This is a genomic window from Pseudonocardia hierapolitana, assembly GCF_007994075.1.
Lineage (GTDB): Bacteria > Actinomycetota > Actinomycetes > Mycobacteriales > Pseudonocardiaceae > Pseudonocardia > Pseudonocardia hierapolitana.
The window spans coordinates 3,113,512-3,138,408 of the sequence record NZ_VIWU01000001.1; the positions used below are offsets into that span (position 1 = coordinate 3,113,512).

Below are 24,897 nucleotides of genomic sequence, written 5' to 3' on the forward strand. Positions count from 1 at the left end.
GGCTGGCGGTAGCGGTGGGATTTGAACCCACGGAGGCTTGCACCTCACGCGCTTTCGAGGCGCGCTCCTTCGGCCGCTCGGACACGCTACCGCCGAAGAGCTTACAAGGTGCCCCACCGGCGTTTCGCCCCGCCCGCGGGACACGGCAGAATCCAGCGGTGATCTCCTCGTCCGCGGTCCGGCGTGTGCTCGCGGTCGCCGCTCTCGTCCTCGCCGCCGCCTGCGCACCCGAGCCCGCCGCACCCCCGGCGGCGGGCGCACCGTCCTGCGAGCCCGGCGCACTGCCGACCCTCACGTCCGGCACGCTCACGTTCGGCACCGACCAGCCCGTCTACCCGCCGTGGTACCTCGACGACGACCCGGCGTCCGGCCGTGGCTTCGAGGGCGCCGTGGCGTACGCGATCGCCGACGGGCTCGGCTACCCGCGGGAGAAGGTCACCTGGGTGCGCGTGCCGTTCAACGCGTCCATCCAGCCGGGGCCGAAGTCCTACGACCTGAACCTCACCGAGTTCTCGATCACCGCGGAGCGGGCGCAGGCCGTGGACTTCTCCGCGCCCTACTACGACGTGAAGCAGGCGGTGGTCGCGATGCAGACCGGCGCGGCCGCCGCTGCCGGCTCGATCGCCGACCTGAAGGGCCTGCGGCTCGGCGCACAGGTGGGCACCACCAGCTACCAGGCGATCCTCGACCAGATCGCCCCCACAGGCGAGCCCGCGGTGTTCAACACGAACGACGACGCGAAGCTCGCCCTGTCCAACGGCCAGGTCGACGCGATCGTGGTGGACCTGCCCACCGCCTTCTACATCACCTCGGCCGAGCTGGAGGGGGCGAAGATCGTCGGGCAGCTCCCGTTGGGCAGCGGCACGCCGGAGCAGTTCGGCGCCGTGCTGGACAAGGACAGCCCGCTCACGGCGTGCGTCTCGGCCGTGGTCGAGAAGCTCCGCGGCGACGGCACGCTCGCCGCGCTGGAGGACCAGTGGCTCGCGTCGGCGGAGACCGCCCCGGAACTGCGGTGACCCTGCTGCAACCGGCAGCGAGCCCGCTGGCGCAGGAACGGCTGGCGTACCGCCGGTTGCGGGCCCGGCGCTCCACCCTGGTGGCCCTGGGCTCCACCGTGCTGTTCGCGGTGGTGCTCGCGGTCGGGGTGACGAGCGCTCCCGGCTGGCCGCGCGTCCAGGAGACGTTCCTCGACCTGCGGGTCGGCTGGGAGTCGCTGCCGGCCGTCGCGGCGGGGCTGTGGCTGAACGTGCGGGTGCTCGTGGTCGCCGAGCTCGGCGTCCTCGTGCTCGGGCTGCTGATCGCGGTGCTGCGCACGCTGCGCGGCCCGGTGTTCTTCCCGCTGCGGGCGCTGGCCACCGGCTACGTCGACCTGTTCCGCGGCGTGCCGCTGCTCATCGCGCTCTACCTGATCGGCTTCGGGCTGCCCGCGTTGCGGCTGCAGGGCATCCCGACCGACACCGCGGTGCTCGGCACCATCACGCTGATCCTGATCTACTCCGCGTACGTGGCCGAGGTGTTCCGGGCGGGAATCGAGTCGGTGCACCCGTCGCAGCGCGCCGCCGCCCGCTCCCTCGGCCTGACCCACCGCCAGTCGATGCGGCTGGTGATCCTCCCGCAGGCGGTGCGGCGGGTGCTGCCACCGCTGCTCAACGACTTCGTGGCCCTGCAGAAGGACGTCGGGCTCATCTCCGTGCTCGGCGCCGTGGACGCGATCCGGGCGGCCCAGATCGCGTCGGCGCGCACGTTCGACTTCACGCCGTACGTCGTGGCGGCGCTGCTCTTCGTGCTGCTCGCGGTGCCCACCGGCCGGATCGCCGACGCCGTTGCGGCGCGGGCGACCAGGCGGCAGGGGCTCGCATGACACCGGTGCTGGACGTGCGCGGCCTCGTCAAGCGCTACGGCGACGCCACCGTGCTCGACCACGTCGACCTCACCGTCGGCGAGCACCAGGTCGTCACGGTGATCGGCTCGTCGGGCTCCGGGAAGTCGACGCTCCTGCGCTGCGTCGACCTCCTCGAAGAGATCGACGACGGTCAAGTGCTGCTGGACGGCGTCGACATCTCGGACCCGCGGGCCGATGCAGCGGCGGCGCAACGGCGCATGGCGATCGTGTTCCAGGCGTTCAACCTGTTCCCGCACATGACGGCGCTGCAGAACGTCGCGCTGGCCCCGCGCGTGGTCCACGGCCTGCCCGCCGCCGAGGCCGACGAGCGGGCGCGCGAGCTGCTGGACCGCGTCGGGCTCGCCGACCGGGCCGACGCCCACCCCGACCGGCTCTCCGGCGGCCAGCAGCAGCGCGTGGCGATCGCCCGTGCGCTCGCGGTCCGCCCGCGCCTGCTCCTGCTCGACGAGATCACCTCCGCGCTCGACCCGGAGCTGGTCGGCGAGGTGCTCTCGATCGTCCGCGGGCTCGCCGCCGACGGCGTCACGATCCTGATGGCGACGCACGAGATGGGTTTCGCCCGCCAGGTGTCCGACCGGGTCTGCTTCCTCGACGGCGGTCGCGTGCTCGAGTCCGGGCCACCGGACCAGGTGCTGGGCGATCCCGTTCAGGAACGCACCCGGCAGTTCCTGTCCCGCGTGATCGCCGCGGGGCGGTTATAGGAGGTGCTGATGAACTCCGGCCGTAGCGAGCGGCCGCCGCGCAGTAGGTCGGAGTTCATCAGCGCCCTCCTCAGATAGGGGCGCCCTATTACCTCCAATACGGTGAATGCCATGCGCCGGTTGCTCGCCGCCCTGCCCGTCGTGCTGCTGTTGCTCGCGGGCTGCGCATCGACGCCGACGCCACCGCCTCCCCCGCCACCTCCTCCCGCCCCGGTGACCCCCACCGTGGAGACGACGGCAGGCGAATGGGCCGGCCGGATCGGTGTCCCCGGCGCGCCGCTCGAGATCGGCATCCGGCTGACGGCCGAGAACGGCAAACTGCGCGGGGAGATCGACATCCCGGCGCAGGCGATCAAGGCGATGCCGCTCTCGGACGTGCTGCTGGAGGGCCGCGAGCTCTCCTTCCGCCTGCCGGAGGTCGGGGGCGACGCCTGGTTCCGCGGCACCTTCGAGACCGACGGGAAGAGCATCCCCGGCGCGTTCACGCAGTTCGGGCAGTCGTTCCCGCTCGTCCTGCGCCCCGGGCCCGTCGCGGGCAGGCCGCAGGAGCCCAAGCCGCCGTTCCCGTACCGGATCGAGGACGTCAAGTACCCCGGCCAGGGCGTCGACCTCGCCGGCACGCTGACCCGGCCGGAAGGGCCGGGCCCGTTCACCGCGGTCGTGCTCCTCACGGGCAGCGGCGCGCAGAACCGCGACGAGGAGCTCTTCGGCCACAAGCCGTTCCTGCTGCTCGCCGACGTCCTGACCCGCGCGGGATACGCCGTGCTCCGGGTCGACGACCGCGGCGTCGGCGGATCCGGCGGGCAGCTCTACGAGGCCGACTACGACCGGCTCGTTGGCGACGTCGTGGCCGGCGTCGACTTCCTCCGCGGCCGCCCGGAGATCAACCGCGACCGGATCGGGCTGCTCGGGCACAGCGAGGGTGGCTACCTCGCGCCGCTCGTCGCGCAGCGCACCCCGGTCGCGTTCGCGATCATGATGGCGGGGCCCGCCGCGACCGGCGAGGACGTGCTGGTGGCGCAGAACCAGCTGCTGCTGGAGGCCGCGGGAGCGCCCCCCGAGGTCGTGTCGCAACAGGTCGCGTACGTGCGCACGCTGGTCGCCCTGCTGCGCGCCGAGGACTACCAACGGGCACGCGCACTCGCCGTTCGGCAGCTCGTGACACAGGCCACGGGCCTGCCGCCGGAGCAGCAACCGAGCCCGGAGCAGATCGAGGCCCAGGTGGCGGCGACCGTCAACCCGTACTACCGCTCGTGGGCGGTGCACGACCCCGCCCCCGCGCTGCAGGCGCTGCGGGTGCCGGTGCTCGCGTTCTTCGGCGGCGCCGACCTGCAGGTGCCCGCCGGGCAGAACGAGCCGCTGATGCGCTCCCTGCTCGCGGGAAGCCCGGACGCCACCGTCCGCACCCTCCCCGGGCTCAACCACCTCATGCAGCCGGCCGGCAGCGGCGGGCTGGACGAGTACGCCACGATCGACACGACCATCGACCCGTCGGCGCTCGAGCTGGTACGGAGCTGGCTGACCCAACGCTTCCCGAGGTAGGCCCTAGCCGCGGTGAGAGGCGAAGAACGCCTCCAGCAGCGCGGCGCAGTCCGCCTCCAGCACACCGCCCACCACCTCGGGACGGTGGTTGAGCCGCCGGTCCCGCAGCACGTCCCAGAGCGAGCCCGCGGCACCCGTCTTCGGTTCCCACGCGCCGAAGACGACCCGCCGCACCCGGGCCAGCCCGAGCGCGCCCGCGCACATCGTGCAGGGCTCGATCGTGACGGCGACCGTGCAGCCCTCCAGCCGCCACTCGCCCGCGACGCGCGCGGCCTCGCGGAGGGCGAGCAGCTCGGCGTGCGCCGTGGGGTCGCCGAGGGCCTCGCGCGCGTTGCAGGCGGCGGCCAGCTCGCGGCCGGCGGCGTCGACGACGACCGCCCCGATCGGGACGTCGCCGGTGGCGGGTGCGGCCGCGGCCACCTCGAGCGCACGCCGGACGAGCGCCTCGTCCGAGGCGAGCGGGAGAAGCGTCACCGCGGGTCGCTGACCACCTCGGCGAGCGCGTCGGCGAACCCGCAGCGGCGGCCGATCGCGGCCAGCTGCTCGTCGGGGTAGAGCTCCACCTCGGCCGCGAGCACTTCCAGCTCGTCGGCGGGCAGGCCGAGATCGGCGAGGATCCCGAGGTCGCCCTCCGGCCACGGCGGCGCGTCGAGCGCGTCCTCCTCGGAGGGCAGCTCCACGCGGAGCAGGTCGAGCACGTCGGCGGCCACGTCGTAGTCCAGGGCCGCGACCGCGTCGGACACCATCAGCGCGACCCCACCCGGGGTGGGCCGCAGCAGCACGAAGAACTCGTCGTCGACGTCGAGCAGGCCGAGCACCGCGCCCGTGGAGCGCAGGGAGCGCAGCTCGGTGATCGCGGTGTCGAGGTCGACCAGCGCATCGGGGGCCAGACGCAGGCAACGCCACAAGCCGTCCTCCCGGATCGCCGCCACGGCGTATCCGGGCAAGGCCTGTTCGCGCACGTCCGCGGGACGCTGGACGCTCTGCACTGCCATGCCTCTACCGTAAGCCTCCTGGTGACTGTGCTCCAAACCACAACCGGAAGTTGGCCCTCGCGTCACCTTCCGGAGATGCCAGGATCGTGCACATGTCGCTACCGGGTGCCCCGATCGACGGACTGCATGCCCACGCCCGCAGCGTCCAACCACGCACCGTGACGTTGCGGCGCGCGCTGCACCGCCATCCCGAGCTCGGGCTCGACCTGCCGCGCACCCGGGACGCCGTGGTCGCCGCGCTCGCCGACCTGCCCGTGCAGGTGCACCTCGGGCGGTCGGTCAGCTCGGTGGTCGCCGTGCTCGAGGGCCACCGGCCAGGGCCCACGATCCTGCTGCGCGGCGACATGGACGCACTGCCCATGCCGGAGGACACGGGACTCCCGTTCGCCTCCGAGGTGGACGGCACGATGCACGCCTGCGGGCACGACACCCACGTGGCGATGCTCGCGTCGGCCGCCCACGTGCTCGCCGAGCGCCGCGACGAGCTCGCCGGGCGCGTCGTGTTCATGTTCCAGCCCGGCGAAGAGGGCTTCCACGGCGCGCGGTACATGATCGAGGAGGGCTTGCTCGACCGCACCGGGCCCTTCGGCCGGCCGGACGCCGCGTTCGCGCTGCACATCTCCGCGACGCTGCCGTCCGGCGAGGTGCACGCCCGCCCCGGGCCGCTGATGGCCGCGGCCGACACGATCCGGGTCACCGTCAACGGCCGCGGCGGGCACGCCTCCGCGCCGCACGACGCGCTCGATCCGGTGCCCGCGGCCGCCGCGATGGTCGGAGCGCTGCAGACGGCCGTGACCCGGCGCATCGACACCCACCAGCCCGTCGTGCTCACGATCGCGCACATCGTCGCCGGCACCACCACCAACGTCATCCCGGAGACCGCCTACCTCGAGGGCACGCTGCGCAGCCTGTCCGAGACCGCCCGCGCCACGATGTACGAGGAGATCCGGCGGGTCTGCCGGCACACCGCGATGGCTCACGGGTGCACGGCCGAGGTGGAGATCGAGCCGGGCTACCCGGTCACGGTCAACGACTCCGGCGCAACGGACCACGTCACCGGTCTCGCCGGCGCCGTGCTCGGGCTCCACAACGTGGCGATGATGCCGGCGCCGATCATGGGCGCCGAGGACTTCTCCTACGTGCTGGCCGAGGTGCCCGGCGCCCTCGCGTTCCTCGGCGGCTGCCCGCCCGGCGTCGACCCCGCCATCGCGCCGCCCAACCACTCCAACCGCGTCGTCTTCGACGAGGAGGCGATGGCCGCGGGCGTGGCCGTCTACGCGGGACTCGCCCTGGCCGGGCTGTAAGGATGGCGGGCGTGCTGCCTGATCTCCGCGACCTCGGCATGGCCCTGCGCTCCCGCGAGCTGTCCGCCACCGAGCACGTCCGGGACGTCCTGGACCGGCTCGCCGCCGACACGCTGAACTCCGTCATCGCCCTCGACCCCGAACGCGCGCTCGCCGCGGCCGCCGAGCGGGACGCCGAGCTCGCCCGCGGGGAGTGGCGCGGGCCGCTGCACGGCGTCGCCGTCGGGGTGAAGGACCTGATCGACGTGGCCGGCCTCCCGACCCGCGCCGGCTCGAACGTCCTCGCCGACGCCCCGCCCGCCACGGCGGACGCGCCGGTGGTCGCCCGGCTGCGGGAGGCGGGCGCCGTGGTCGTCGCGAAGCTGCACACCCACGAGTTCGCCTACGGCCCCACCGGCGACGTCGCCGCCACCGGGCCCGCCCGCAACCCGCACGATCCGTCGCGCATCACCGGAGGCTCGTCGTCGGGTTCCGCAGCCGCAGTCGGTGCGGGGCACCTGCCGCTCGCCCTCGGCACCGACACCGGCGCGAGCGTGCGCACCCCGGCCGCGCTCTGCGGTGTGGTCGGGCTGAAGCCTGCGTTCGGTGCGCTCCCGACGGACGGGTCCTTCCCGCTGTCGGAGACCCTCGACCACATCGGCGTGATCGCCCCCGACGTGCACGCGGCGTCCGTCGCATGGGACGTGCTGAGCAGGCCGGACGGCACCGGCGGTGGCATCCAGTCCCCCGGCGTGGGCGGTGTGCGTGTCGGTCTGCTCACCGACGAGTACTGGCGCCCGCTCGACCCGGCACTCGCCAAGGCCGTCGAGGCGGCGGCCGCCCGGCTGCAGGCCCGCGGGGCGCAGCTGCACGAGGTGAGCACCCCGATGATCGAGGAGCTCGCCGCCACGTACCCGATGATCGTCGGCGCCGAGGCTTACGCCACGCACGCGCAGTGGCTCGCCGACCGGCCGCAGGACTACCAGCCGATCACGCGCGAGCGGCTGCTCCCGTTCGCCGACCAGCCGGCGCGGGCCTACGTCGACGCCGTGCGCGCGCGCAGGCGCCTCAAGGCGGCAATGCGCGCGGCCGTCGCCCACCTCGACGTCCTGCTGCTGCCCACCACCCGGCTGCGCGCCACGCCGATCGGGGCGGAGGAGGTGACCGTCGACGGCGCAGCCGTGGCGGTGCGCCCCCAGCTGCTCGCGCTCACCCTGCCGTTCAACCTCACCGGCTGGCCAGCGGCCTCCGTGCCCGGCGAGGTGGCCGACGGCGGCCTGCCTGCGGGCGTCCAGGTCGTCGGGGTGCGGCTGGAGGAGCGTGGGGTCCTGCGGGTGGCGGGGGCGCTCGCCCGGGACTGACGGCGGGCCGCGTACCGTTCCGCGGCGTGACGGAGCGGGCGGTGTGCGTGATCGGCGCCGGGTTGATCGGCGGGTCGCTGATGCGGGCCGCGGACAAGGCCGGGCGGGCGGTGTGGGGCACCAGCGCGTCCGAGGAGACCGCTGCCGAGGCCCGCGCCGTGGGGTTCGACGTCGACACCGACACCGACGCCGCGCTGCACCGGGCCGCCGAGGCGGACGCGCTCGTGGTGCTGGCCGTCCCGCTGCCCGCGCTGGACGGCGTGCTGCGCCGGGTGGCCGCGGTGGCGCCGGCGTGCCGGCTCACCGACGCGGTGAGCGTCAAGGTCGCCGTCGCCGACGCCGTGGCCCGGCTCGCCCCGCGCGCCCGTTTCGTGGGCGGGCACCCGATGGCCGGCACCGCCGAGTCGGGCTGGGGCGCGGGGAACGGCGAGCTGTTCGCCGACGCGGCGTGGGTTGTGGCCGCCGATGACGGCATCGACCTCGACGTGTGGGCCGACGTCGCGGAACTCGCCTGGGCCTGCGGGTCGCGGGTGGTGCCTGCCGCGTCCGACGAGCACGACCTCGCGGTCGCCCGGGTCTCGCACCTGCCGCACCTGCTCGCCGCGGTGCTCGCGGCCGTGGGCGCCGCGGGCGACGACGACCTGCCCCTCGCGCTGGCCGCATCCTCGTTCGCCGACGGAACGCGGGTGGCCGGCACGCGGCCCGAGCTCGTGCTCGCGATGTGCGAGGGCAACCGGGACGCGCTGCTCGCCGCGGTGGACGACGCGCTGGGCCGGCTCGGCGCGATGCGTGGTGCGCTCGCCTCGACCGGTGGGCTGGCGGCGACCGTCCGCGCCGGGTACGCGGGACGCCTGCGCTGGGCCGCGGCCCGGGACCCGCAGCCGGTGCGGGTGCGGCGGGGCACCGCGCCCGCCGAGCTGCGGGAGATCGGCCGCCGCGGCGACGCCGTCGTGGGCTGGGCCTGATCGGAATCACGAAGACCCGGCGCCCAGATCTTGGTAGCCTCGGGCTCGTGCACCTGTACTTCCTCTGAGACGTCGGCCTGCCCGACGTCCATCTCACTTCTCCCGGACCCTCCCGGCCTCAGCCGGTGATGGCGCCTGCGCGGCGCGGGGTCCGGTCCCGGAGGAAGCAGTGCACACCGTCATCGAACGATCGACCCGTGCCCATCTCACGGCGTCGGACCTCCACGTCGCGCGCGGCGGACGCCCGGTCCTGACCGGCGTCGACCTCGTCGTCTCGGCAGGCGACCGCCTCGGCGTCGTCGGCGAGAACGGCCGCGGCAAGACCACCCTGCTGCAGGTGCTCGCCGGCGCCCTCACCCCCGACGCCGGATCGGTGCGCCGGACCGGCACGGTCGGCGTCGCCGACCAGGAGATCCCCGTCCCGCCCCAACGCAGCGTCGGCGATCTCATCGACGTCGAGCTCGCCGGCGTCCGGGCCGTGCTGCGGCGGTTCGACGCCGCGGTCGCCGACCTCGCCGAGGAACGCCCGGGCGCTGAGCGGGCCTATGCCGATGCGCTCGCGGCCGCCGAGGCCGTGGACGCATGGGACGCCGACCGCCGCGTCGACCTCTCGCTCGCCGCCCTCGGCGCGGTCGACGACCGCGCGCGGCCGCTCGACACCCTCTCGGTGGGCCAGCGCTACCGCATCCGGCTGGCCTGCCTGCTGGGCGCTCGCCACGACCTGCTGCTGCTCGACGAGCCGACCAACCACCTCGACGCCGGTGGCCTCGACCACCTGACGGCGCGCCTGCGCGAGCACCCCGGCGGCGTGGTGCTGGTCAGCCACGATCGCGCGTTGCTCGCCGACGTCGTGACCGAGGTGCTCGACCTGGACCCGACGAGCGACGGCAGGCCGCGCACCTACGCAGGCGGCTATGCCGGCTACCGGGAAGGGCACCGCGCGGAGCGCGAGCGCTGGGCGGCCGAGCACCGGGAGCAGCAGCGCGAGCGGCAGCGGCTCTCCGACGACCTGTCGGCGGCGCAGAACCGGCTGTCCACGAGCTGGCGCCCGGACAAGGGCACCGGGAAGCACACCCGGGCGACCCGGGCTCCGGCGCTGGTCCGCGCGGTGCACCGGCGACGGGCGGACCTCGAGGCGCACGCCGTCACGGCGCCCGAGCCACCGATGCGGTTCACCCCGCCGCCGCTGCCTGCGCTGCCGGGCGCCACGCTGCTGGACGCCACGGACGTGACCGTCCACGGGCGGATGGACCGTCCGCAGTCGCTCGCGCTGAGCTCGGGAGACCGGCTCGTCGTCACCGGGCCGAACGGCTCGGGGAAGTCGAGCCTCCTCGCCGTGCTCGCCGGCCGGCTGGAACCGAGCACCGGGCGGGTGCACCGGTCGCGGACGGCCCGGATCGGGCTGCTCGCCCAGGAGTCACCACCGCCGTCGCGGCGACGTGCGCTCGACGTGTACGACGCGGCCATCGGCCGGCTCGTCAGCGCGGGCCGGCTCGCCGAGAGCGATGTGGTGCCGCTCGGCGCGCTCGGGCTCCTCACGTCCCGGGACGCCCGGCGGCCGGTGAGCGAGCTGTCGGTGGGCCAGCAGCGCCGCCTCGACCTGGCCGTGCTGCTGGCCGCCAGGCCGCACGTGGTACTGCTGGACGAGCCGACGAACCACCTGTCGATCACGCTGGTCGACGAGCTGACCGAGGAGTTGGGCGGCTCGCCCGCAGCCCTGGTGATCGCCACGCACGACCGGCAGCTGCTGCGGGACACCGCGAGCTGGCCGAGGCTGGCTCTCTAGTGCTCCCCGCCGCGAGGCCGCCGTCGTCGGCTGGATCGACCGAGCGGGCTCAGTACGAGAAACCCCAGCTGCCGTACCACGACTCCTTCACGCAGGGGCCGGGATGGCGGCCTTGCGAGAGGTGCCATTCGCGGGCCTTCTGGCAGTCCTGCTTCGTCTTGTACCCGTCCACATACATGGCCGGTACGGCGGGCTGCGCCGCGGAGGCCGGCCCCGCGGCGAGCAGCAGACCGAGCGGAACGGCGGCCACCGCGGCCAGGAACACCTTGCTCATGCCGATCATTCTCGTCGACGATCAACGGGGGTCGAGGCCATCGACAGGACACCGACCGGACAGATCAGCTGGTGGCGGGCTCCAGCCGGCGCGCGAGGCCCGGGTAGGTCGTCACGACGCCCTCACCGTCGACCACGAGGTCGGCGGTGAAGTCGCCCCACCGGAACCCGATCTCCGCGTGGCCGGTGCTCTCGTCCAGCTCCGACACCGTGCGGTAGGTCTGCTCGGCGACCCGGACCTCGAGTTCGGGCAGCGCCACGAACACCATCGGCAGGGTGTGCTCGCCCGACTGCCGGTGCAGACCGAGCCTGCGGATCGGGATGGTGTTGAACATCGGGCTGAAGGCCAGGTCGACATCGACCGCACCGGCGCAGTCGTCGCGGACGGCGCCGGTGCCGCTGCCCGTGTCGAGCAGCCAGACGCCGTCGTCGGTGCGGTTGATCGTGAGATGCCGCTCCCGCTCGGCGGTGGCACTGGTGACCGAGAGCCGGGACAGCCTGCCGTCCTCGCCGACCACCAGCCGGTAGGAGGCGGTGAAGCCGCCGACCGGCTCGACGCGCACCATGCGCCCGAGGGCCCGGAACCCCCCGTGACCGGGAATCATCCGCACGCCCTCGAGGCCGTGGCCGTCCTCGGCCTGCCACGTCAGCATCGTCGTCACCGGAACAACCGTAGTCGAGCCGGACGTCCTGCGTGACCTTGTGGCATGCCTGCTCGCAGCACGTGGCCTCCTCGTCGCGCGGGGTGACCCGAGGTGGGTGGAAGGCCATTGTCGGCCGTTCAGGCCTCGAACTCCACATGCGCGGGATCCAGGTCGTCACGCACACCGCGGAACACCGGGTGCCACAGGCGCCCGGCCTCGGTCCGGCCGCTGTGGCTCACCTCGACGACCATGTGCGGGTCGCACCACCGCGCGCCCGCGACCTCCGCACGCGGCAGCGGCCCGGCGAACGGCGGGCCCTCCACCTGGATCAGCCGCTCCCGAAGGAGCCGCTGCACGCGCTCACCCGCCAGCCCCGAACCCACGCGGCCCACGTACCGCAGCACGCCGCCGTCCGGCACGCCGAGCAGCAGTGCGCCGATCCGGTTCGATCCGCTGCGCTCCGGTCGCCACCCGCCCACCACGCAGGCCTGCGAGTGCCGGTGGGTGACCTTCGTCCAGCTGGGGCTGCGGCGGCCGGGCCGGTACACGCCGTCGCGCCGCTTGGCGACGACGCCCTCCATCCCCCGCTCCCGCGTGGCGTCCAGCAACGCCGCGCCGTCGGTGTAGATCGGGGAGAGCGAGAGCACCGGGACCGACGCGAGGTCCAGCCGTTCCAGGGTGCCGCGACGCTCTGCGAACGGGCGTTCCAGCAGCGGCACGCCGTAGAGCCGGAGCACGTCGAACACCATGAACGTGACGGGCCTCGCCTGCGCGATCCTCGGCGCGACCGGGCCGTGCATCCGCTCGGTCAGCGCCGCGAAGCTGGGCGCACCGTTCTCCAGCAACACAACCTCGCCGTCGAGGAGCACGTCGGGTGCGAGGCCGGTGAGGGCCGCGAGCTCGGGGAAGTTGGCGGTCACGTCGCGCTCGCTGCGGCTGGAGAGCCTGACCCGGCCGTCGGCGACGTCGGCGAGCAGCCGCATGCCGTCCCACTTCACCTCGAACAGCCACTCCGGGCCGCTCGGAAGGGCTCCGGGGGTGGCGAGCATGGGCTGCACGCCGCCATGCTGACACCTAGTGTCCCGGAGCGGAGGTCCACCACATAACTCGACGGCCCAGCTTTCCGCTGGCCGCACCGGCGAACCGGCCGAGTACACCCGGTACGAGGCCGCCCCGCCGGCGCACCCAGCGGAAACCTGGATCCGCCGATTCATGCACCGGACCTCCGCTCCGGGACACTAACTCGCGAAACGACTCGCGGAACGCGGAGGAAACGGGGGCTCGCATGCGCGCGATGTGGAGCGGCGCGGTGTCGTTCGGACTGGTCAGCGTGCCGGTGAAGGCGTACTCGGCCACGTCCAACCACGACATCAGGTTCCACCAGGTGCACGCGGCCGACGGTGGACGGATCAAGTACAAGCGCACCTGCTCGATCGACGGCGAGGAGGTGGAGTACGCCGACATCGTGAAGGGCTACGAGACCGAGGACGGCGAGCTGATCACCCTCGACGAGGAGGACCTCGACTCCCTGCCCACGAAGTCCGGGCACGAGATCGACGTCGTCGAGTTCGTCCCGGCCGACCAGATCGACCCGCTGCTGTTCGACAAGAGCTACTACCTCGAACCGGACGCCAAGGCGGCCAAGCCGTACGCGCTGCTGCGCGAGGCGCTGGTGCAGACCGACCGGATGGCGGTCGTCAAGGTCGCGCTGCGGCAACGCGAGAGCATCGCGCTGCTGCGCGTGCGCGACAAGGCGATCGTGCTGCAGACGATGCTGTGGCCCGACGAGGTGCGCGAGCCCGAGTTCGACATCCTCGACGCCGAGGTCGAGCTGCGGCCCCAGGAGCTGACGATGGCCGCCTCGCTCGTGGAGAGCCTGGGCGCCGACTTCGACCCCACGCAGTTCCACGACGAGTACCGCGACGCGGTCGTCGAGCTGATCGAGCGCAAGCGCACCACCGGCGACACCCGGCCCGCCCCGGCCGCCGAGAAGCGCGACGAGGGCCCGGACAGCATGACCGACCTGCTCAGCGCGCTGCAGGCGAGCGTGGAGGCCGCGCGCGCCGCGACGGGGAAGCCCGCCGAGACACCAGCGGAACCCGAGGAGAAGAAGCCGGCCCCGCGCAAGTCGTCGTCGCGGAAGAAGGACGAGGACGAGGCCCCGCGCAAGCGGCGCAAGCCCGCCTGAGCGCTCCCGATTCCGAGGGTCAGGGGCCCAGTGCGTTCTCGGGGGGCCTCTCGTCGGCCGCCAACGCGTCGAACAGGGCCTTCGCTCTCGTGCGGTCCCAGTTCACCGCGCCGTCGCGGACCGGGACCGTGGTCGAGACGCCGTCCGAGAGACCGCGCATCGCCAAGCCGAGCTGGGCCAGGTGCCAGACGTGCGTGCCGCCGTCCACCGCGATCGAGCCGGACAGCCCGGTGGCCAGCGGGACGATGCGGAACGGGTTGAACAGGGTGCCCGGGCTCGTGGCCTTGTCCAGCAACGCGGAGATGAAGGCGCGCTGGCGCTCCACCCGCCCGAAGTCGGACGACGCGGTGGCGCGCGTGCGCACGTAGCCGAGCGCGGTGGCCTCGTCGAGCGTCTGGCAGCCGGCCTCGATGTCCAGCGCGGCCTTCGGGTCCTTGATCGCCTCGGGGACGCACATCTCGACACCGCCGACCGCGTCGACCACGGACACGATGCCGAGGAAGCCGATCTCGACGTAGTGGTCGATGCGCAGGCCGGTGGCGTTCTCGACGGTGCGGACGAGCAGCTCGGGCCCCCCGCCTTCGGCGCCGCCACCGCGAGCGTATGCTGAATTGATCTTGTGGCGGCCCTTGCCGGGGATGTCGACGATGGAGTCACGCGGGATGCTGACCAGGGTGGTGGGCCCGCTGCCGGTGTGCAGAAGCATGATCGTGTCGGTGAGCTCCGACTCCGGGTCGCCCGTGGCGTACTCCTTGCGCTGCTCGGCCGTGAGGTTCGCCCGGCTGTCGGAGCCGACGATCAGCCAGTTGGTGCCTTCCGACGACGCCTCGCTGTTCGACGGCAGCGCGGGCACCCGGGCGAGCGTGCCGTCCACGTACACGGCGAACCCGGCCGCCGCGACCAGCAGGGCGAGCAGCGCGATGCCCAGCCTGCGCCCCCAGCGCGGCCTGCCCCGGACGGGACGTGGCCGCGGCGGGCGCCGCGGCGGGGCGCCGGTGGCCCCCTGCGGACCCTTGCGACGCTGGGCCGGGAGCAACGCGGTGCGCTGCAACGGACGCGGCCTGCGCGGGGGTGCAGGAGGCGGCGGCGGGTACCCCGCTCCCTGCCCGGGCGGTGGGGGCGGAGGCGGATAGGCCCGCCCCGGGTGCGGCCGTTGCGGCTGCCCCCGTTGCGGCTGGCCCCATTGGGGGGCTCCGCCGCGGCGTCCCGGCACTGGTGGCCGCCCCGGGGGCGGCCCACCTCTGCCACGGAAGTCGTCCATGCTCCCCACCCGTCGCGATCGGTGTACAGGTCGTGCATGAAGAGGGACGCACGGGCGGGCGGTCAGGTTCCACCGGCGCGCCGGGCGGCCGTCAGGAAGAGAGCAGCGGCTCCCCCTCGAAGAAGCCGAGCTTCTCGCAGTAGAACTCGAGCCCGACGCCGTTGGGGTCGCGGAAGTAGAGGCTGTTCTCCACGCCCCGGTCCGGTCCGAGGTAGGAGACGCCCGCGGCGTCCAGGCGTTCCTTCGCGGCCGCGAACTCCTCCGGCGAGGTGGAGAGCGCCAGGTGCTGAACGGCGCCGATCGTCTCGGAGAAGTCCGGGTGGTCGTGGCCGGGGAAGTCGAAGAAGCCCAGGAGGTTGTTGTTCCCGATGTCGAAGAAGAAGTGGCTGGACCCGGCGTAGTCGCGGTTCTCCACGAGCTCGACGAGCGGGAACCCGAGCAGCTCCTGGTAGAACCGGATCGTCTCCTCGACGTCCCGGCAGATCAGCGCGAGGTGGTGCACCCCCTGCACGGTGGATGCGGGGCGCTTGGCGATGTCGACGAGGTAGCGCTCCTTCAGCTCCGCCCGTCGGGCGCGGATCGCCTCGAGCTCGGCTCCTTGCGGCTGTGGCATCGGATCATCCCTTCGTTCACGACGTCCCGGCGCGCAGCACGAGCCCGTCGACGGCTGCGGCGTGCTCGGCCTCTCCCGACCGGGCCAGCATCTCGGGCCCCATGTGCGTCAACACCAGCCGGCCCGCCGCCAGCTCGCCAGCATGCTCGCGCAACGTCCGGTAGTCGAGGTGGTAGCGCACCTGCCGATCCCAGGTGTAGGCCTCGCAGGCGAAGACCTCCGCCCCGTCGGCCGCCGGGACCAGCGCCGGGGTCCACGCGGTGTCACCGGAGTAGCCGAAGCCGTGCCCGCCCGCGTCGACGCGCACCGCGAGCGCAGGCGCGCCGCTCGCGTGGTCGACCTCCCAGCCGCGCACGGAGAACGGCCCGTGCCGGAGGCTGCCCCCGGCACCGTCGAGCTCCACCACCTCCACCTCGAACCGCCGCTTCACCCCGGTGGAGCCGGGGTAGAGCGTCTCCATCGCGGTGTGCAGCCGGTCGCGCGTGCTCACCGGCCCGAACACGGTGAGCGGCGCAGTGCGCCGGGTGAACTGGCCGTCGAGGACGAGGAACGGCAGCCCGCCGAAGTGGTCACCGTGCAGGTGGGTGATGACGACGGCCCCGACCTCGCCCGGGTCGATGCCCTGGGCGCGCATCGCCGTGAGGCTCGTGGCACCGCAGTCGACGAGCGCGGTGGCCCCGTCCGCCCGCACCCGGATGCACGTCTGGAAGCGGCCACCGCTGCCGAACGCGTCCCCGCTGCCGACGAACGTGATCTCCACTTCCGGCACTGTGCCACTCGGGTCGGGTGCGCGCATCACCCCGCGGGTAGTCCGGTCGCATGATCGACCGCTTCGCCCGCCTCTGCACGGGCGCGTAGCCGTGCAGACCTTCCTCCCCTACCCCGACTTCGCCGCCAGCGCCGCCGTGCTGGACGACCGAAGGCTCGGCAAGCAGCGCGTGGAGGCGCTGCAGGTGTTGCGCGCGCTGACGTGGACGACGTACGGCTGGAAGCACCACCCGGCCGTGCGCATGTGGGAGGGCCACCCGGACGGGGTCGCCGCGTACGGCCTCGCCGTCTGCGCGGAGTGGGCCCGCCGCGGCCGTCCCGACACCTGCGCCGCGACGATCGCCACCGACCTCGCGTCCGCGGGCCGTCCGGGTCCCCGGACCCAGGCCGAGCTCGCGCGGCGGTGCGAGCTGCCGGCCTGGCTCGGCGACGAGCGGGTGCACCGCAGCCACCGCTCCGCGCTGGTGCGCAAGGCCCCGGAGTTCTACGGGCCGCTGTTCCCGGACGCGGATCCCGGGGAGGACTACTTCTGGCCGGTCTAGAGCCAGCGGGGTGGAGCCGGGACGGCGGTGGGAGCGCCGTCGGCCCCTACGGCCTCGAGGGCGTCGGCGCCGGTGCGGCCCACCAACCAGCCGAGCACCTGGGCCGCGTCGCCGCGCACCCGCAGCGGCTCGTCCGAGGCGGGCCCGAGCGTCCAGGTCCGTTCCCGGTCGGTGGGGGCCAGCACCGCGGACGGACAGCCCTCGGCGGCCGACAGCGTGCCGGTGGAGTCGTCGAGCAGGGTGTCCACGACGTCGGGGGCGATCTCCGCGACGGAGACCCCTGCGTCGAGGTCCACCGCGTGCAGCCACACCTCGCGCACCCGCATCCACGGGATCTCGGCGGCCGGGATCGGCCTGCCCTGCGCGGTGCGGACCTCCGACCGCCATGTCGTCTCGTCGAGGGCGGCGAGAGCGGCGTCGAGGTCGGCGGCGGTGCTGACGAGCTCCGCGCGCAGGACGTCGACCGGCGCCTGCGACGACGACTCGATCTCCGCGGCCCTGGCCTCCCGCGACGGGTACATCGGCGTCTCGATCCCGGTGCGCGCCCAGGTGGCCAGGCGGGTGAGCGCCTCGGCGTTGCGGGCGACGTGCGCGACGACGTGCGCGCGGTTCCAGCCGGGCAGGGCGCTCGGCGCGCGCAGCGCGTCGTCGGGAAGGGCGCCGACCGCCCGGGTGAGGAGCTCGGTGCCCGCTCCCATCCAGGGCAGGGTCACTGCGGTGTCACGGCGATCCACGTACGGATCGTAGGCGCGGTCAGCCCCCGGCGAGCGGATCAGGGCGGGCGGCCCGGCGCAGCTCGGGGATGCGCAGGCGCCGTCCCGGGGCCGGACGGCGACCCGCCACCAGGCCGAGCCCTGCGCGCAGGGCGCTGGCGGCGTCGAGCGTGGCGTCGCGTGCGGCGGCGCTCAGCGCGGTGAAGCTGGCGTAGCCGTGTACGAGGCCGGGGAAGCGGCGGGCGACCACCGGCACCCCTGCCTCGCGCAACCGGGCGGCGAGCTGCTCGCCCTCGTCGCGCAACGGGTCGAATCCTGCGGTCGCGAGGTACACCGGCGGCATGCCGGACAGGTCGTGCGCACGCAGGATCGCGCCGCGTGTGTCGTCGGTCGGCACGCCGTCGGGCAGGTACATGCGCTCGAGGTCGCGCAGGAGATCGGCGGTGAGCCCGAACCCCGTGCCGAACAGCTCCCGCGATCCTCCGTCGCACTCGGCGTCCGTGACGGGGTACAGCGCGAGGACGAACGCCGGCACGGGCCCGCCGAGAACGGCCTGCTGGTGGGCGACGACGAGCGCGAGGTTGCCACCGGCGCTGTCGCCGCCGACCGCGATCAGGTCCGGTTGGACGCCGAACGCGGCCGCGTCGGCCCGGACCGCCCGGAACGCCGCGAGGGCGTCCTCCAGCGCCGCCGGGTACGGGTGCTCCGGCGCCAGCCGGTACTCCACCGAGAGCACGCGCACTCCCGACTGGGCGGCGAGCAGCCGGCAGAGCGGGTCGGTGGACGCGACGCTGCCCATCACGAAACCGCCGCCGTGGAAGTAGACGATCAGCGACCGGGTCTCGGGCACGGCGGGCGGGACGTACAGCCGGGCGGGCAGCGGTCCGGCCTCACCGGGCACCTGCAGGTCGCGCGTCTCGATGTGCGCGAGGAGGGCGTCCGCCACGAGGTCGGCGGCGAGGTCGGCCTGGCGACGCTGCTCGGCGAGGGTGGCCCGGTCGACCGTGCCGCCGTCGCTGCTGGACAGCAACCGGTCCACCCGGCCGAGGAGCTGGAGGTCGAGGTCGAGCTCCTGCTCGTCCACCCGGATCGGACGGCCGGCGAGCAGGCGCTTGACCGGTCTGGGCAGCCCGAACAGGACGCGGAACACCCACCGCAGCGCCTGCACGCGCACCTTCTCGCCGATCACATCCGCACGGTACGCCGCGACGAGCAGATCGTCCCGGCGAGCGCGCTCACTTGAGTGCGCCCACCGCCAGCCCGTCCTGGATCCGCCGCTGGAACGCGATGTACACCGCGAGCACCGGCAGCAGGGCGATCACCAGACCGGCGAAGAGCGCGCTCCAGTCGGAGCGGTAGCCCTGGTTGGCCGCCAGCACCGCGAGCCCCTGGGAGAGCACGTACCGCTCCTGGTCGGGCATGAGCACCAGCGGCAGCAGGAACTGGTTCCACAAACCCAGGAAGTTGAGGATGCCGACGCTGATCATCCCCGGCCTCGCCAGCGGCAGCATGATCCGGAAGAACGCACCCGAGTGCGAGCAGCCGTCGAGCATCGCCGCCTCGACGAGCGCGCCCGGCAGCGTCCGGAAGAAGCTCGTGAGGAAGAAGACGGTGAACGGGAGCGCGTACGCCGTGTAGACGAGGATCAGCCCGTGGTAGGTGCCGAGCATGCCGAGGTTCTGCACCACGAAGAACAGCGGCACGAGCGCCAGGAAGATCGGGAACGTCATCCCGGCCACGAAGGTGTAGTAGATCGCGTTGCGGCCCGGGAACTCGTACCGGGCGAGCACGTAGGCGACCATCGCGCCGAGCAGCATCACCAGCACCACCGCCGCGCAGACGACGATCGCGCTGTTGATGAAGTACCGGCCGATGTTCGCCGTGGTCCAGGCCCGCACGAAGTTCTCGAAGTGCCACTCCGTGGGCGGGCTCCACGGGCTCGTGAAGATCTCGCGGTCGGACTTGAAGCTGGTGAGCACGGCCCACAGCAGGGGCACCACGCCCAGCAGCACCCATACGACGAGCAGCCCGTGCGATACGGCGTTCAGGCCGCGCTCGCCCGCCGACCCCCCGTCCTGCGCCCGCCGGGCGGGCGAGCGCGGCGGCACGGAGACCGGGGTGCGCGTGTCGATCGACATCCGACTCTCCTCAGAACTCGACCCGCTCGCGGCGGCCCATGCGCAGGACCACGATCGCCAGCACCAACGTCACCAGGCAGAGCGCCACCCCGATGGCCGACGCGTAGCCGAACCGGCCTTCGGTGAACGCCGCGCGGTACAGGTACTGCGCCACGACCTCGGTCGACCCGTCCGGGCCGCCGTCGGGCAGCATCACCTGCAGCAGCGCGAAGCAGTCGAGCATCAGGATCCCGAGGTAGATGTACGAGGTCTTGAGACTGTCGGTGAGCATCGGGATCGTGATGCTCACGAACGTCCTGAACCCGCCCGCGCCGTCGAGCACGGCAGCCTCGAACACGTCCGTGGGCAGCGACTTCATGGCCGCGCTGAGCACGATGTAGAAGAAGCCGACGAAGCTCCAGATCAGCACGGCCATCACCGCGGGCAGCGCGAAGGTCGTGTCCCCCAGCCACGCGCGGGTGAGCCAGTCGAACCCGACCAGCCGCAGCAGGCCGTTCAGCAGCCCTGCCTCCGGGTTGTAGAAGAACCCGAACAGCACACCCGCGATCACCAGCGGAACGACGTGCGGGAAGACGAACACGACCTGGTAGAAGCGGGAGCCGCGCACGCCGCCGTGCCCGACGGAGCCGCGCCGCCCCGCCACCGTGGTCATGGTGGCGAGGAACAGCGCGATCCCGAGCGTCACGACCGGAACGACGATCAGCAGCAGCGCGTTGTGCCACATCGCCCGCCAGAACCGCCCGTCGCCGAGCAGTTCCGCGTAGTTCGCCAACCCGATGAAGTTCCGGTTCGGCGAGAAGCCCCGCCAGTCGGTCATCGAGATGTAGATCGCCTGAAGGTACGGCGACACCACGAAGACGATGTAGAGCAGCAACGGGATCGCGAGGAAGCTCGCGACGAACCGGTACTTTCCGTAGCGCATGGAAACGGCCCCTCAGCGCTTGAACTTGGGCACATTCTGGTCGGCGGCGAGCTTGTCGGACTCCGACTGCACGGTGGAGATGAACGTGTTCGCGTCGATCCGGCCGGCGAGCAGGTTGCCGAGTTGCTGCTGCAGCACCGACTTCCAGAAGTTCACGTACCAGGTGTTGATCTGCCAGGAGAAGACGTCGCTGCCGGCGGCGTCCAGCGCCGCCGTCACCGACTGGAGAGCGGGCGTGGCGGCGGCACCGGCGTCGGCCCCCTTCACGCTGGGCACCGACGCCGTGAGCTCGGCGAACTTCGACGCGCCCTCCTTGGACATCATGAGCCGCAGGTACTCCAGGCCGCCGTTCACGTTCTTCGCGCGCGCGGGCACGATGAACGCCTCGGTCGGCTGGGTGCGCAGTGCCGTTGCCGGCAGGGCCGAGCCGCTGTCCAGCGCGGGCACCGGGGCGGCCGTCATCGTGAAGTCCGGCGGCGCGATCCCCTTCATCTCGTTCTCCAGCCAGGAGCCGGAGACGTAGAACGCCGCCTTGCCCTGCACCCACGCGGTCTGCGCCTCGGTGTGCTTGAGGCCCTCCGAGCCGGGCATGAAGTAGCCCTTGCGGACCATCTCCTCGATCGCCTGCACCCCGGCGACGACGACGTCCTGCTGCCACGCCCCCGGCTCGAGGTTGTCGATCTTCTTGGCGACCTCCGGCCCGCCCTGCTTCACCGCCATGCCGAGCGAGAGGTCGAACACGTAGTCGGCGGCGTTCGTGCCCCCGTAGGCCCATGGCGAGATGCCAGCCGTCTTGATCTGCTCGCAGAGCGCCATCATCTCGTCGAGCGTGGTGGGCGGTTGCCAGCCGTGCTGCTCGAACAGCGGCTTCGAGTACCACATCGGGAACGCGGCGTAGACGTAGTTCAGCATGAGGAACTTGCCGTCGTAGGTGCCCTGCTCGAGCACGCCGGGCAGCAGGATGTCGCGGATCTTGACGTTCGGGTCGTCCAGCGTGGGGGCGTCGAGCAGCGGAGCGAGGTCGGCGCACTGCCCCTCGGCCGCGAGCGTCGCGTAGTCGATCTTCTGCGCACCCGAGTTGTCCAGCACGTCCGGCGGGTTGCCCGCGACGAAGCGCGGCTGCATCTCCTGCGCGATCTGCGTCGTGGCGGTGTGCTCGACCTGCGCCTGCGGGTACGCCTTCTTGTAGAGCTCCTCGTGGAACAGCGCGTACTCGTCGCCGTAACCACCCTTGAAGATCACGACGTCGAGGCCGGCGTCGGCCGCAACGCCGAGCGGGTTCTGCGCGCTCACGTCACCCTGCGCCGCCGTGGTGGGGCCGCCGCCGCTCGTGGCGCACGCCGACAGCACGCCTGCGCTCGACACGGCGAACAGCCCGACGGCGGCGTGCCTCAGGAACTGCCTGCGGTCGAGTCCGGGACGGGGCCTGTTCATGACTGCCTCCTCATCGAGATCTCCTGCTGCGACGGCCGCGGCGGCCGGACTTCGTCAGGCGGGGCGGCGGATGCGCCCCGCGTACCGCGCTTCGAGCGCGGTGTTGTGGGCGTCGCCCTCGGGCACGTTGGACGACAGGTAGACGGGCGGGGTCTCGCCCGCGGCGAGCATCGTGCGCACGACCTCGGCGACGATCATCTGCGCGAGCAGCGCCGCCGTGATGGACGAGACCGCGCAGACCGTGACGCCGCCGGTTGCGAGCACGGCGTCGCCGTAGGGCGCCCCGTTGTCGAGCACGACGTCGGCGAGCTCGAAGAGGCGCTTCCCCGACGGGTGACGCGAGGTCACCCGGCCCGTGTGCGCCATGGACGTGATGACGATCAGCGGGTGGCCGTGCTCCTTCACGGCGTGCGCGAGCTCGACCACCGAGCCGTTGCCGCCGGAGTTCGACGCCATCACGAACACGTCAGAGGGCGCCACCCCGGCGAGGTCGTAGAGCCTGCGGCCGACCGCGGGGTCGCGCTCGAGGTACTCGGTGAACAGCAGCTCCGGCGGCTCACCGCCGAGCAACACCAGGTCGCGCAGCGCGATCATGTTGGTCGGCACGAGGCCGCCCGCCCGCCCGCTGAGCTCCATGGCGAGGGCCTGCGAGTGTCCGGTGCCGAACGCCTGCACGATCCCGCCGGCGCGCAGGCCTTCGTCCACCAGGTCGGCCGCGGCCGCGACGCCGGCCGACTGTTCCCGAGCCACCCGCCGCACCGCCTCCTCGGCGGCCGCGGCGAAACCCGCGGCGGATACCGTCTCCAGCGCGCTGTGGTCGATGCTCATCGGGCTCCTCCGCGCGAGGCGTCTGCCGCCTCGTCGTTGTTCACGGCGGCGCCGCGGCGGGCCCGCGACTCGTACGGCGTGCGGTGCGGCGCGACGGCGTCGGCCGCGCGCGTCCAGGTCTCCGTCGCGCGCTCGTGGGTGCGCTGGGCGACGCCGAGGTAGAGCAGGTCGAGCACGAGGAACTGGGAGTGCCGTGCCGACATCTCCCCCGAGCGGTAGGAGGTCTCGCGCACCGATGTGCACAGCAGGTGCTCGGCGACGTCGGCGATCGGCGATGTCGAGAAGTTCGTGATCGCCACGGTGGCCGCGCCGCTGGCGCGTGCCTGCGTGAGCATGTCGACGGTCTCGGCGGAGCGGCCGCTGTGGGAGAGCGCGATCGCCACGTCGCCGGGGCGCAGCAGTGCCGCGCTCATGAGGCCGTTGTGCACGTCCGACCACGTCCACGAGGCGAGGCCGATGCGGTGCATCCGCATCTGCATGTCCTCGAGCACTGCGGCGCTGCCGCCCACGCCGTACATGTCGACGCGGCGGGCGGCGACGAGCGCCTCGATCACGGTCTCGACGGTGCGCAGGTCGAGACCGGTGGCGGTCTCGTGCATCGCCTGCAGGTCGACGGCGAGCAGGGTGCGCAGCACGCGGTCGAGCGGGTCGGTGGGGAGCACGTCGGCGCCGATGCCGACCTCCCAGCCGGCCTGGTCGGCGCGGCCGATGTCGGTGGCGATGCCGACGCGCAGCTCCGTGTAGCCGGCGAGGCCGAGGCTGCGGCAGAACCGGGTGACGGTGGCCGGTGAGGTGCCGCTGCGCTCGCCGAGCTCGACGATCGTGGCTCGGGACGCCCATGCCGGGTCCTCGAGGATCACGGTGCCCACCTGCCGCAGCGCCCCGGCGAGGCCGGGCAGCACGCTGCGGAGATGGGAGAGCAGCTGACCCGTTCCCGCCTCGACGGGCGGCTCGGATCCGGCTGTCACTGCCATCGGCAAACCTTTCAAGCCCGGGCGGAGTGGGTGAAAATTTCCACCACGCCGGGTGAACTGTCAAGACTTCGGTAAGACGTTTCCGTAACGAGGGAGTAACGGCATGGCGCTGTACGTCGGCATGGATGCGGGCGGCACGCGCTCACGCGCCGCCGTGCTCGATGCGTCCGGGGCCCTGCGCGGGACGGCCGTCGGGCTCGGCGCCAACCCCGTCTCGCACGTGCCCGAGCGCGCCTTCGACGCCCTCGCCGGCACGCTGCGCGCCGCGCTCGACGGGCTCCCGGCGAGCGACGTCCGCGGGTTGGTCCTCGGGCTCGCCGGGGCGGGGACGAGCGGCCGGATCGCGGTGGCGGACCTCGCGCGCGCGGCCGGCCTGGCCTGCCCGGCCCACGCGGTGGGCGACGTCGTCACCGCGTTCGCGGCGGGCACCGCGGAGCCGGACGGCACGGTCCTGGTCTCGGGCACCGGAGCCACCGCCGTCCGGATCGTGGGCCGGTGCGAGGCCGCGGTGGCCGACGGGAACGGCTGGCTCCTCGGCGACGACGGCTCGGGCCTGTGGCTGGGCCGGGAGGCCGTCCGGGCCGCGCTCGCCGCGCTGGACGGCCGGGGTGCCCCGACCACGCTCCTGACGGCCGTGACCGCCGCGCTGCTGGGCGCCCCGCTGGCCACGGGCGCCGGCCGCGAGGGTGCAGAGCGGGTCGTGGCCGCCGTGCACGGCGAGCCGCCGATCGCGCTGGCCCGGCTCGCACCCCTGGTCAGCGCGGCCGCGGCCGCCGGGGACGGCGTGGCGGGCGGGATCGTCGCGCGTGCCGCGGACGCGCTGGTCGGGGCGGTCGCTGCCGTCCGGGCCAGCACCGAACGCACGCCGATCGTGCTCGCCGGCAGCGTGGTGGCCGGGCCCACGCCGGTCGCCGACCGCACCCGCGACGCGCTTGCGGAGCGCTGGCCCGGCTGTGTGCGCATGGCGGGCGACCCGGCAAAGGCGGCGGCGTGGCTCGCGGCCGTGCGGTCAGGACTCCCGGCCCGACTGCACCGGACTATGGTGAGCCTTCCTTAACTCGAG

General features: G+C 73.4%; 26 protein-coding genes and 1 tRNA gene. 11 read left to right on the top strand and 16 right to left on the bottom strand.

Translation table 11 applies throughout. The annotated features are described in order from the left end of the window. Positions 1-3 precede the first annotated feature (3 nt). Positions 4-91 (bottom strand) — tRNA-Ser (locus FHX44_RS14905). A gap of 67 nt (positions 92-158) precedes the next feature. On the opposite strand from FHX44_RS14905, the gene FHX44_RS14910 reads away from it, so the two are divergent. The 4 genes from FHX44_RS14910 (at position 159) to FHX44_RS14925 (ending at position 4,146) form a co-directional block, all read left to right on the top strand. Then, positions 159-1,016 carry an ABC transporter substrate-binding protein gene (locus FHX44_RS14910; RefSeq protein WP_246170385.1) on the top strand — a complete coding sequence of 286 codons (858 nt, stop codon included), beginning with the start codon at positions 159-161 and terminating at the stop codon, positions 1,014-1,016. Next, positions 1,013-1,861 carry an amino acid ABC transporter permease gene (locus FHX44_RS14915; protein ID WP_212612480.1) on the top strand — a complete coding sequence of 283 codons (849 nt, stop codon included), beginning with the start codon at positions 1,013-1,015 and terminating at the stop codon, positions 1,859-1,861. The genes FHX44_RS14910 and FHX44_RS14915 overlap by 4 nt, the downstream gene beginning before the upstream one ends. Next, positions 1,858-2,604, top strand: coding sequence for an amino acid ABC transporter ATP-binding protein (locus tag FHX44_RS14920; protein WP_147256353.1), 747 nt, complete (start codon positions 1,858-1,860; stop codon positions 2,602-2,604). Before FHX44_RS14915 ends, FHX44_RS14920 begins: the two co-directional genes overlap by 4 nt. A 111-nt stretch (positions 2,605-2,715) precedes the next feature. Next, entirely contained in the window at positions 2,716-4,146 is a 1,431-nt protein-coding gene (locus FHX44_RS14925) for an alpha/beta hydrolase family protein (RefSeq protein ID WP_147256354.1), read from the top strand. Between the two features lie 3 nt (positions 4,147-4,149). On the opposite strand, the gene FHX44_RS14930 is transcribed toward FHX44_RS14925, so the two are convergent. Continuing rightward, positions 4,150-4,620, bottom strand: coding sequence for a nucleoside deaminase (locus FHX44_RS14930; protein ID WP_246170386.1), 471 nt, complete (start codon positions 4,618-4,620; stop codon positions 4,150-4,152). Next, a complete protein-coding gene (locus FHX44_RS14935; RefSeq protein WP_147256355.1) occupies positions 4,617-5,141 on the bottom strand; it encodes a tRNA adenosine deaminase-associated protein in 525 nt (174 codons plus the stop codon). The genes FHX44_RS14930 and FHX44_RS14935 overlap by 4 nt, the downstream gene beginning before the upstream one ends. A gap of 92 nt (positions 5,142-5,233) precedes the next feature. Between FHX44_RS14935 and FHX44_RS14940 the strand changes: the two genes are divergently transcribed. From FHX44_RS14940 to FHX44_RS14955, 4 genes are all read left to right on the top strand, one after another. Further along, positions 5,234-6,445: a M20 metallopeptidase family protein gene (locus FHX44_RS14940; protein WP_147256356.1), complete on the top strand. Its 1,212-nt coding sequence runs from the start codon at positions 5,234-5,236 to the stop codon at positions 6,443-6,445. Between the two features lie 11 nt (positions 6,446-6,456). After that, positions 6,457-7,785 carry an amidase gene (locus FHX44_RS14945; RefSeq protein ID WP_147256357.1) on the top strand — a complete coding sequence of 443 codons (1,329 nt, stop codon included), beginning with the start codon at positions 6,457-6,459 and terminating at the stop codon, positions 7,783-7,785. A 26-nt stretch (positions 7,786-7,811) separates the two neighbouring features. Beyond that, positions 7,812-8,750: a prephenate dehydrogenase gene (locus tag FHX44_RS14950; protein ID WP_147256358.1), complete on the top strand. Its 939-nt coding sequence runs from the start codon at positions 7,812-7,814 to the stop codon at positions 8,748-8,750. 169 nt (positions 8,751-8,919) lie between these two features. Beyond that, positions 8,920-10,536: an ABC-F family ATP-binding cassette domain-containing protein gene (locus FHX44_RS14955; RefSeq protein ID WP_147256359.1), complete on the top strand. Its 1,617-nt coding sequence runs from the start codon at positions 8,920-8,922 to the stop codon at positions 10,534-10,536. A gap of 49 nt (positions 10,537-10,585) precedes the next feature. Here FHX44_RS14955 and FHX44_RS14960 read toward each other — a convergent pair whose 3' ends face one another. The 3 genes from FHX44_RS14960 to ligD form a co-directional block, all read right to left on the bottom strand. Continuing rightward, positions 10,586-10,810: a hypothetical protein gene (locus FHX44_RS14960; RefSeq protein WP_147256360.1), complete on the bottom strand. Its 225-nt coding sequence runs from the start codon at positions 10,808-10,810 to the stop codon at positions 10,586-10,588. 64 nt (positions 10,811-10,874) lie between these two features. Beyond that, positions 10,875-11,462 carry a putative glycolipid-binding domain-containing protein gene (locus tag FHX44_RS14965; protein WP_147261187.1) on the bottom strand — a complete coding sequence of 196 codons (588 nt, stop codon included), beginning with the start codon at positions 11,460-11,462 and terminating at the stop codon, positions 10,875-10,877. Positions 11,463-11,590: 128 nt separating this feature from the next. After that, positions 11,591-12,502, bottom strand: a complete 912-nt coding sequence (gene ligD / locus FHX44_RS14970; protein WP_147261188.1) for a non-homologous end-joining DNA ligase — start codon at positions 12,500-12,502, stop codon at positions 11,591-11,593. 236 nt (positions 12,503-12,738) lie between these two features. Between ligD and ku the strand changes: the two genes are divergently transcribed. Beyond that, positions 12,739-13,641: a non-homologous end joining protein Ku gene (gene ku, locus FHX44_RS14975; protein WP_147256361.1), complete on the top strand. Its 903-nt coding sequence runs from the start codon at positions 12,739-12,741 to the stop codon at positions 13,639-13,641. Positions 13,642-13,660: 19 nt separating this feature from the next. Here ku and FHX44_RS14980 read toward each other — a convergent pair whose 3' ends face one another. The 3 genes from FHX44_RS14980 to FHX44_RS14990 all read right to left on the bottom strand — a co-directional run bounded on the left by FHX44_RS14980 (position 13,661) and on the right by FHX44_RS14990 (position 16,275). Further along, positions 13,661-14,692, bottom strand: coding sequence for an LCP family protein (locus FHX44_RS14980; protein WP_246170387.1), 1,032 nt, complete (start codon positions 14,690-14,692; stop codon positions 13,661-13,663). A gap of 301 nt (positions 14,693-14,993) precedes the next feature. Further along, positions 14,994-15,515, bottom strand: coding sequence for a VOC family protein (locus tag FHX44_RS14985; RefSeq protein WP_147256363.1), 522 nt, complete (start codon positions 15,513-15,515; stop codon positions 14,994-14,996). Between the two features lie 16 nt (positions 15,516-15,531). Continuing rightward, positions 15,532-16,275, bottom strand: coding sequence for an MBL fold metallo-hydrolase (locus tag FHX44_RS14990; protein WP_212612481.1), 744 nt, complete (start codon positions 16,273-16,275; stop codon positions 15,532-15,534). 100 nt (positions 16,276-16,375) lie between these two features. On the opposite strand from FHX44_RS14990, the gene FHX44_RS14995 reads away from it, so the two are divergent. After that, entirely contained in the window at positions 16,376-16,825 is a 450-nt protein-coding gene (locus FHX44_RS14995) for an MSMEG_6728 family protein (protein ID WP_147256364.1), read from the top strand. On the opposite strand, the gene FHX44_RS15000 is transcribed toward FHX44_RS14995, so the two are convergent. The 7 genes from FHX44_RS15000 to FHX44_RS15030 are packed head-to-tail and all read right to left on the bottom strand — an operon-like array spanning position 16,822 to position 23,834. Continuing rightward, positions 16,822-17,559, bottom strand: a complete 738-nt coding sequence (locus tag FHX44_RS15000; protein WP_246170388.1) for a maleylpyruvate isomerase family mycothiol-dependent enzyme — start codon at positions 17,557-17,559, stop codon at positions 16,822-16,824. The genes FHX44_RS14995 and FHX44_RS15000 overlap by 4 nt on opposite strands. A gap of 19 nt (positions 17,560-17,578) precedes the next feature. Beyond that, positions 17,579-18,727: an alpha/beta hydrolase gene (locus FHX44_RS15005; protein WP_147256365.1), complete on the bottom strand. Its 1,149-nt coding sequence runs from the start codon at positions 18,725-18,727 to the stop codon at positions 17,579-17,581. A 46-nt stretch (positions 18,728-18,773) separates the two neighbouring features. Beyond that, positions 18,774-19,676: a carbohydrate ABC transporter permease gene (locus FHX44_RS15010; RefSeq protein WP_147256366.1), complete on the bottom strand. Its 903-nt coding sequence runs from the start codon at positions 19,674-19,676 to the stop codon at positions 18,774-18,776. Between the two features lie 10 nt (positions 19,677-19,686). Next, a complete protein-coding gene (locus tag FHX44_RS15015; protein ID WP_147256367.1) occupies positions 19,687-20,598 on the bottom strand; it encodes a carbohydrate ABC transporter permease in 912 nt (303 codons plus the stop codon). A 12-nt stretch (positions 20,599-20,610) separates the two neighbouring features. Then, on the bottom strand, positions 20,611-22,032 hold the full coding sequence (gene ngcE / locus FHX44_RS15020) for an N-acetylglucosamine/diacetylchitobiose ABC transporter substrate-binding protein (protein ID WP_147256368.1): 1,422 nt from the start codon (positions 22,030-22,032) through the stop codon (positions 20,611-20,613). A gap of 54 nt (positions 22,033-22,086) precedes the next feature. Next, complete coding sequence (locus FHX44_RS15025) at positions 22,087-22,860, bottom strand: sugar isomerase domain-containing protein (RefSeq protein WP_147256369.1); 774 nt, start codon at positions 22,858-22,860, stop codon at positions 22,087-22,089. Next, on the bottom strand, positions 22,857-23,834 hold the full coding sequence (locus FHX44_RS15030) for a MurR/RpiR family transcriptional regulator (protein ID WP_147256370.1): 978 nt from the start codon (positions 23,832-23,834) through the stop codon (positions 22,857-22,859). The genes FHX44_RS15025 and FHX44_RS15030 overlap by 4 nt, the downstream gene beginning before the upstream one ends. A gap of 103 nt (positions 23,835-23,937) precedes the next feature. Between FHX44_RS15030 and FHX44_RS15035 the strand changes: the two genes are divergently transcribed. Continuing rightward, positions 23,938-24,891, top strand: coding sequence for an N-acetylglucosamine kinase (locus FHX44_RS15035; RefSeq protein WP_147256371.1), 954 nt, complete (start codon positions 23,938-23,940; stop codon positions 24,889-24,891). Positions 24,892-24,897: the final 6 nt, after the last annotated feature.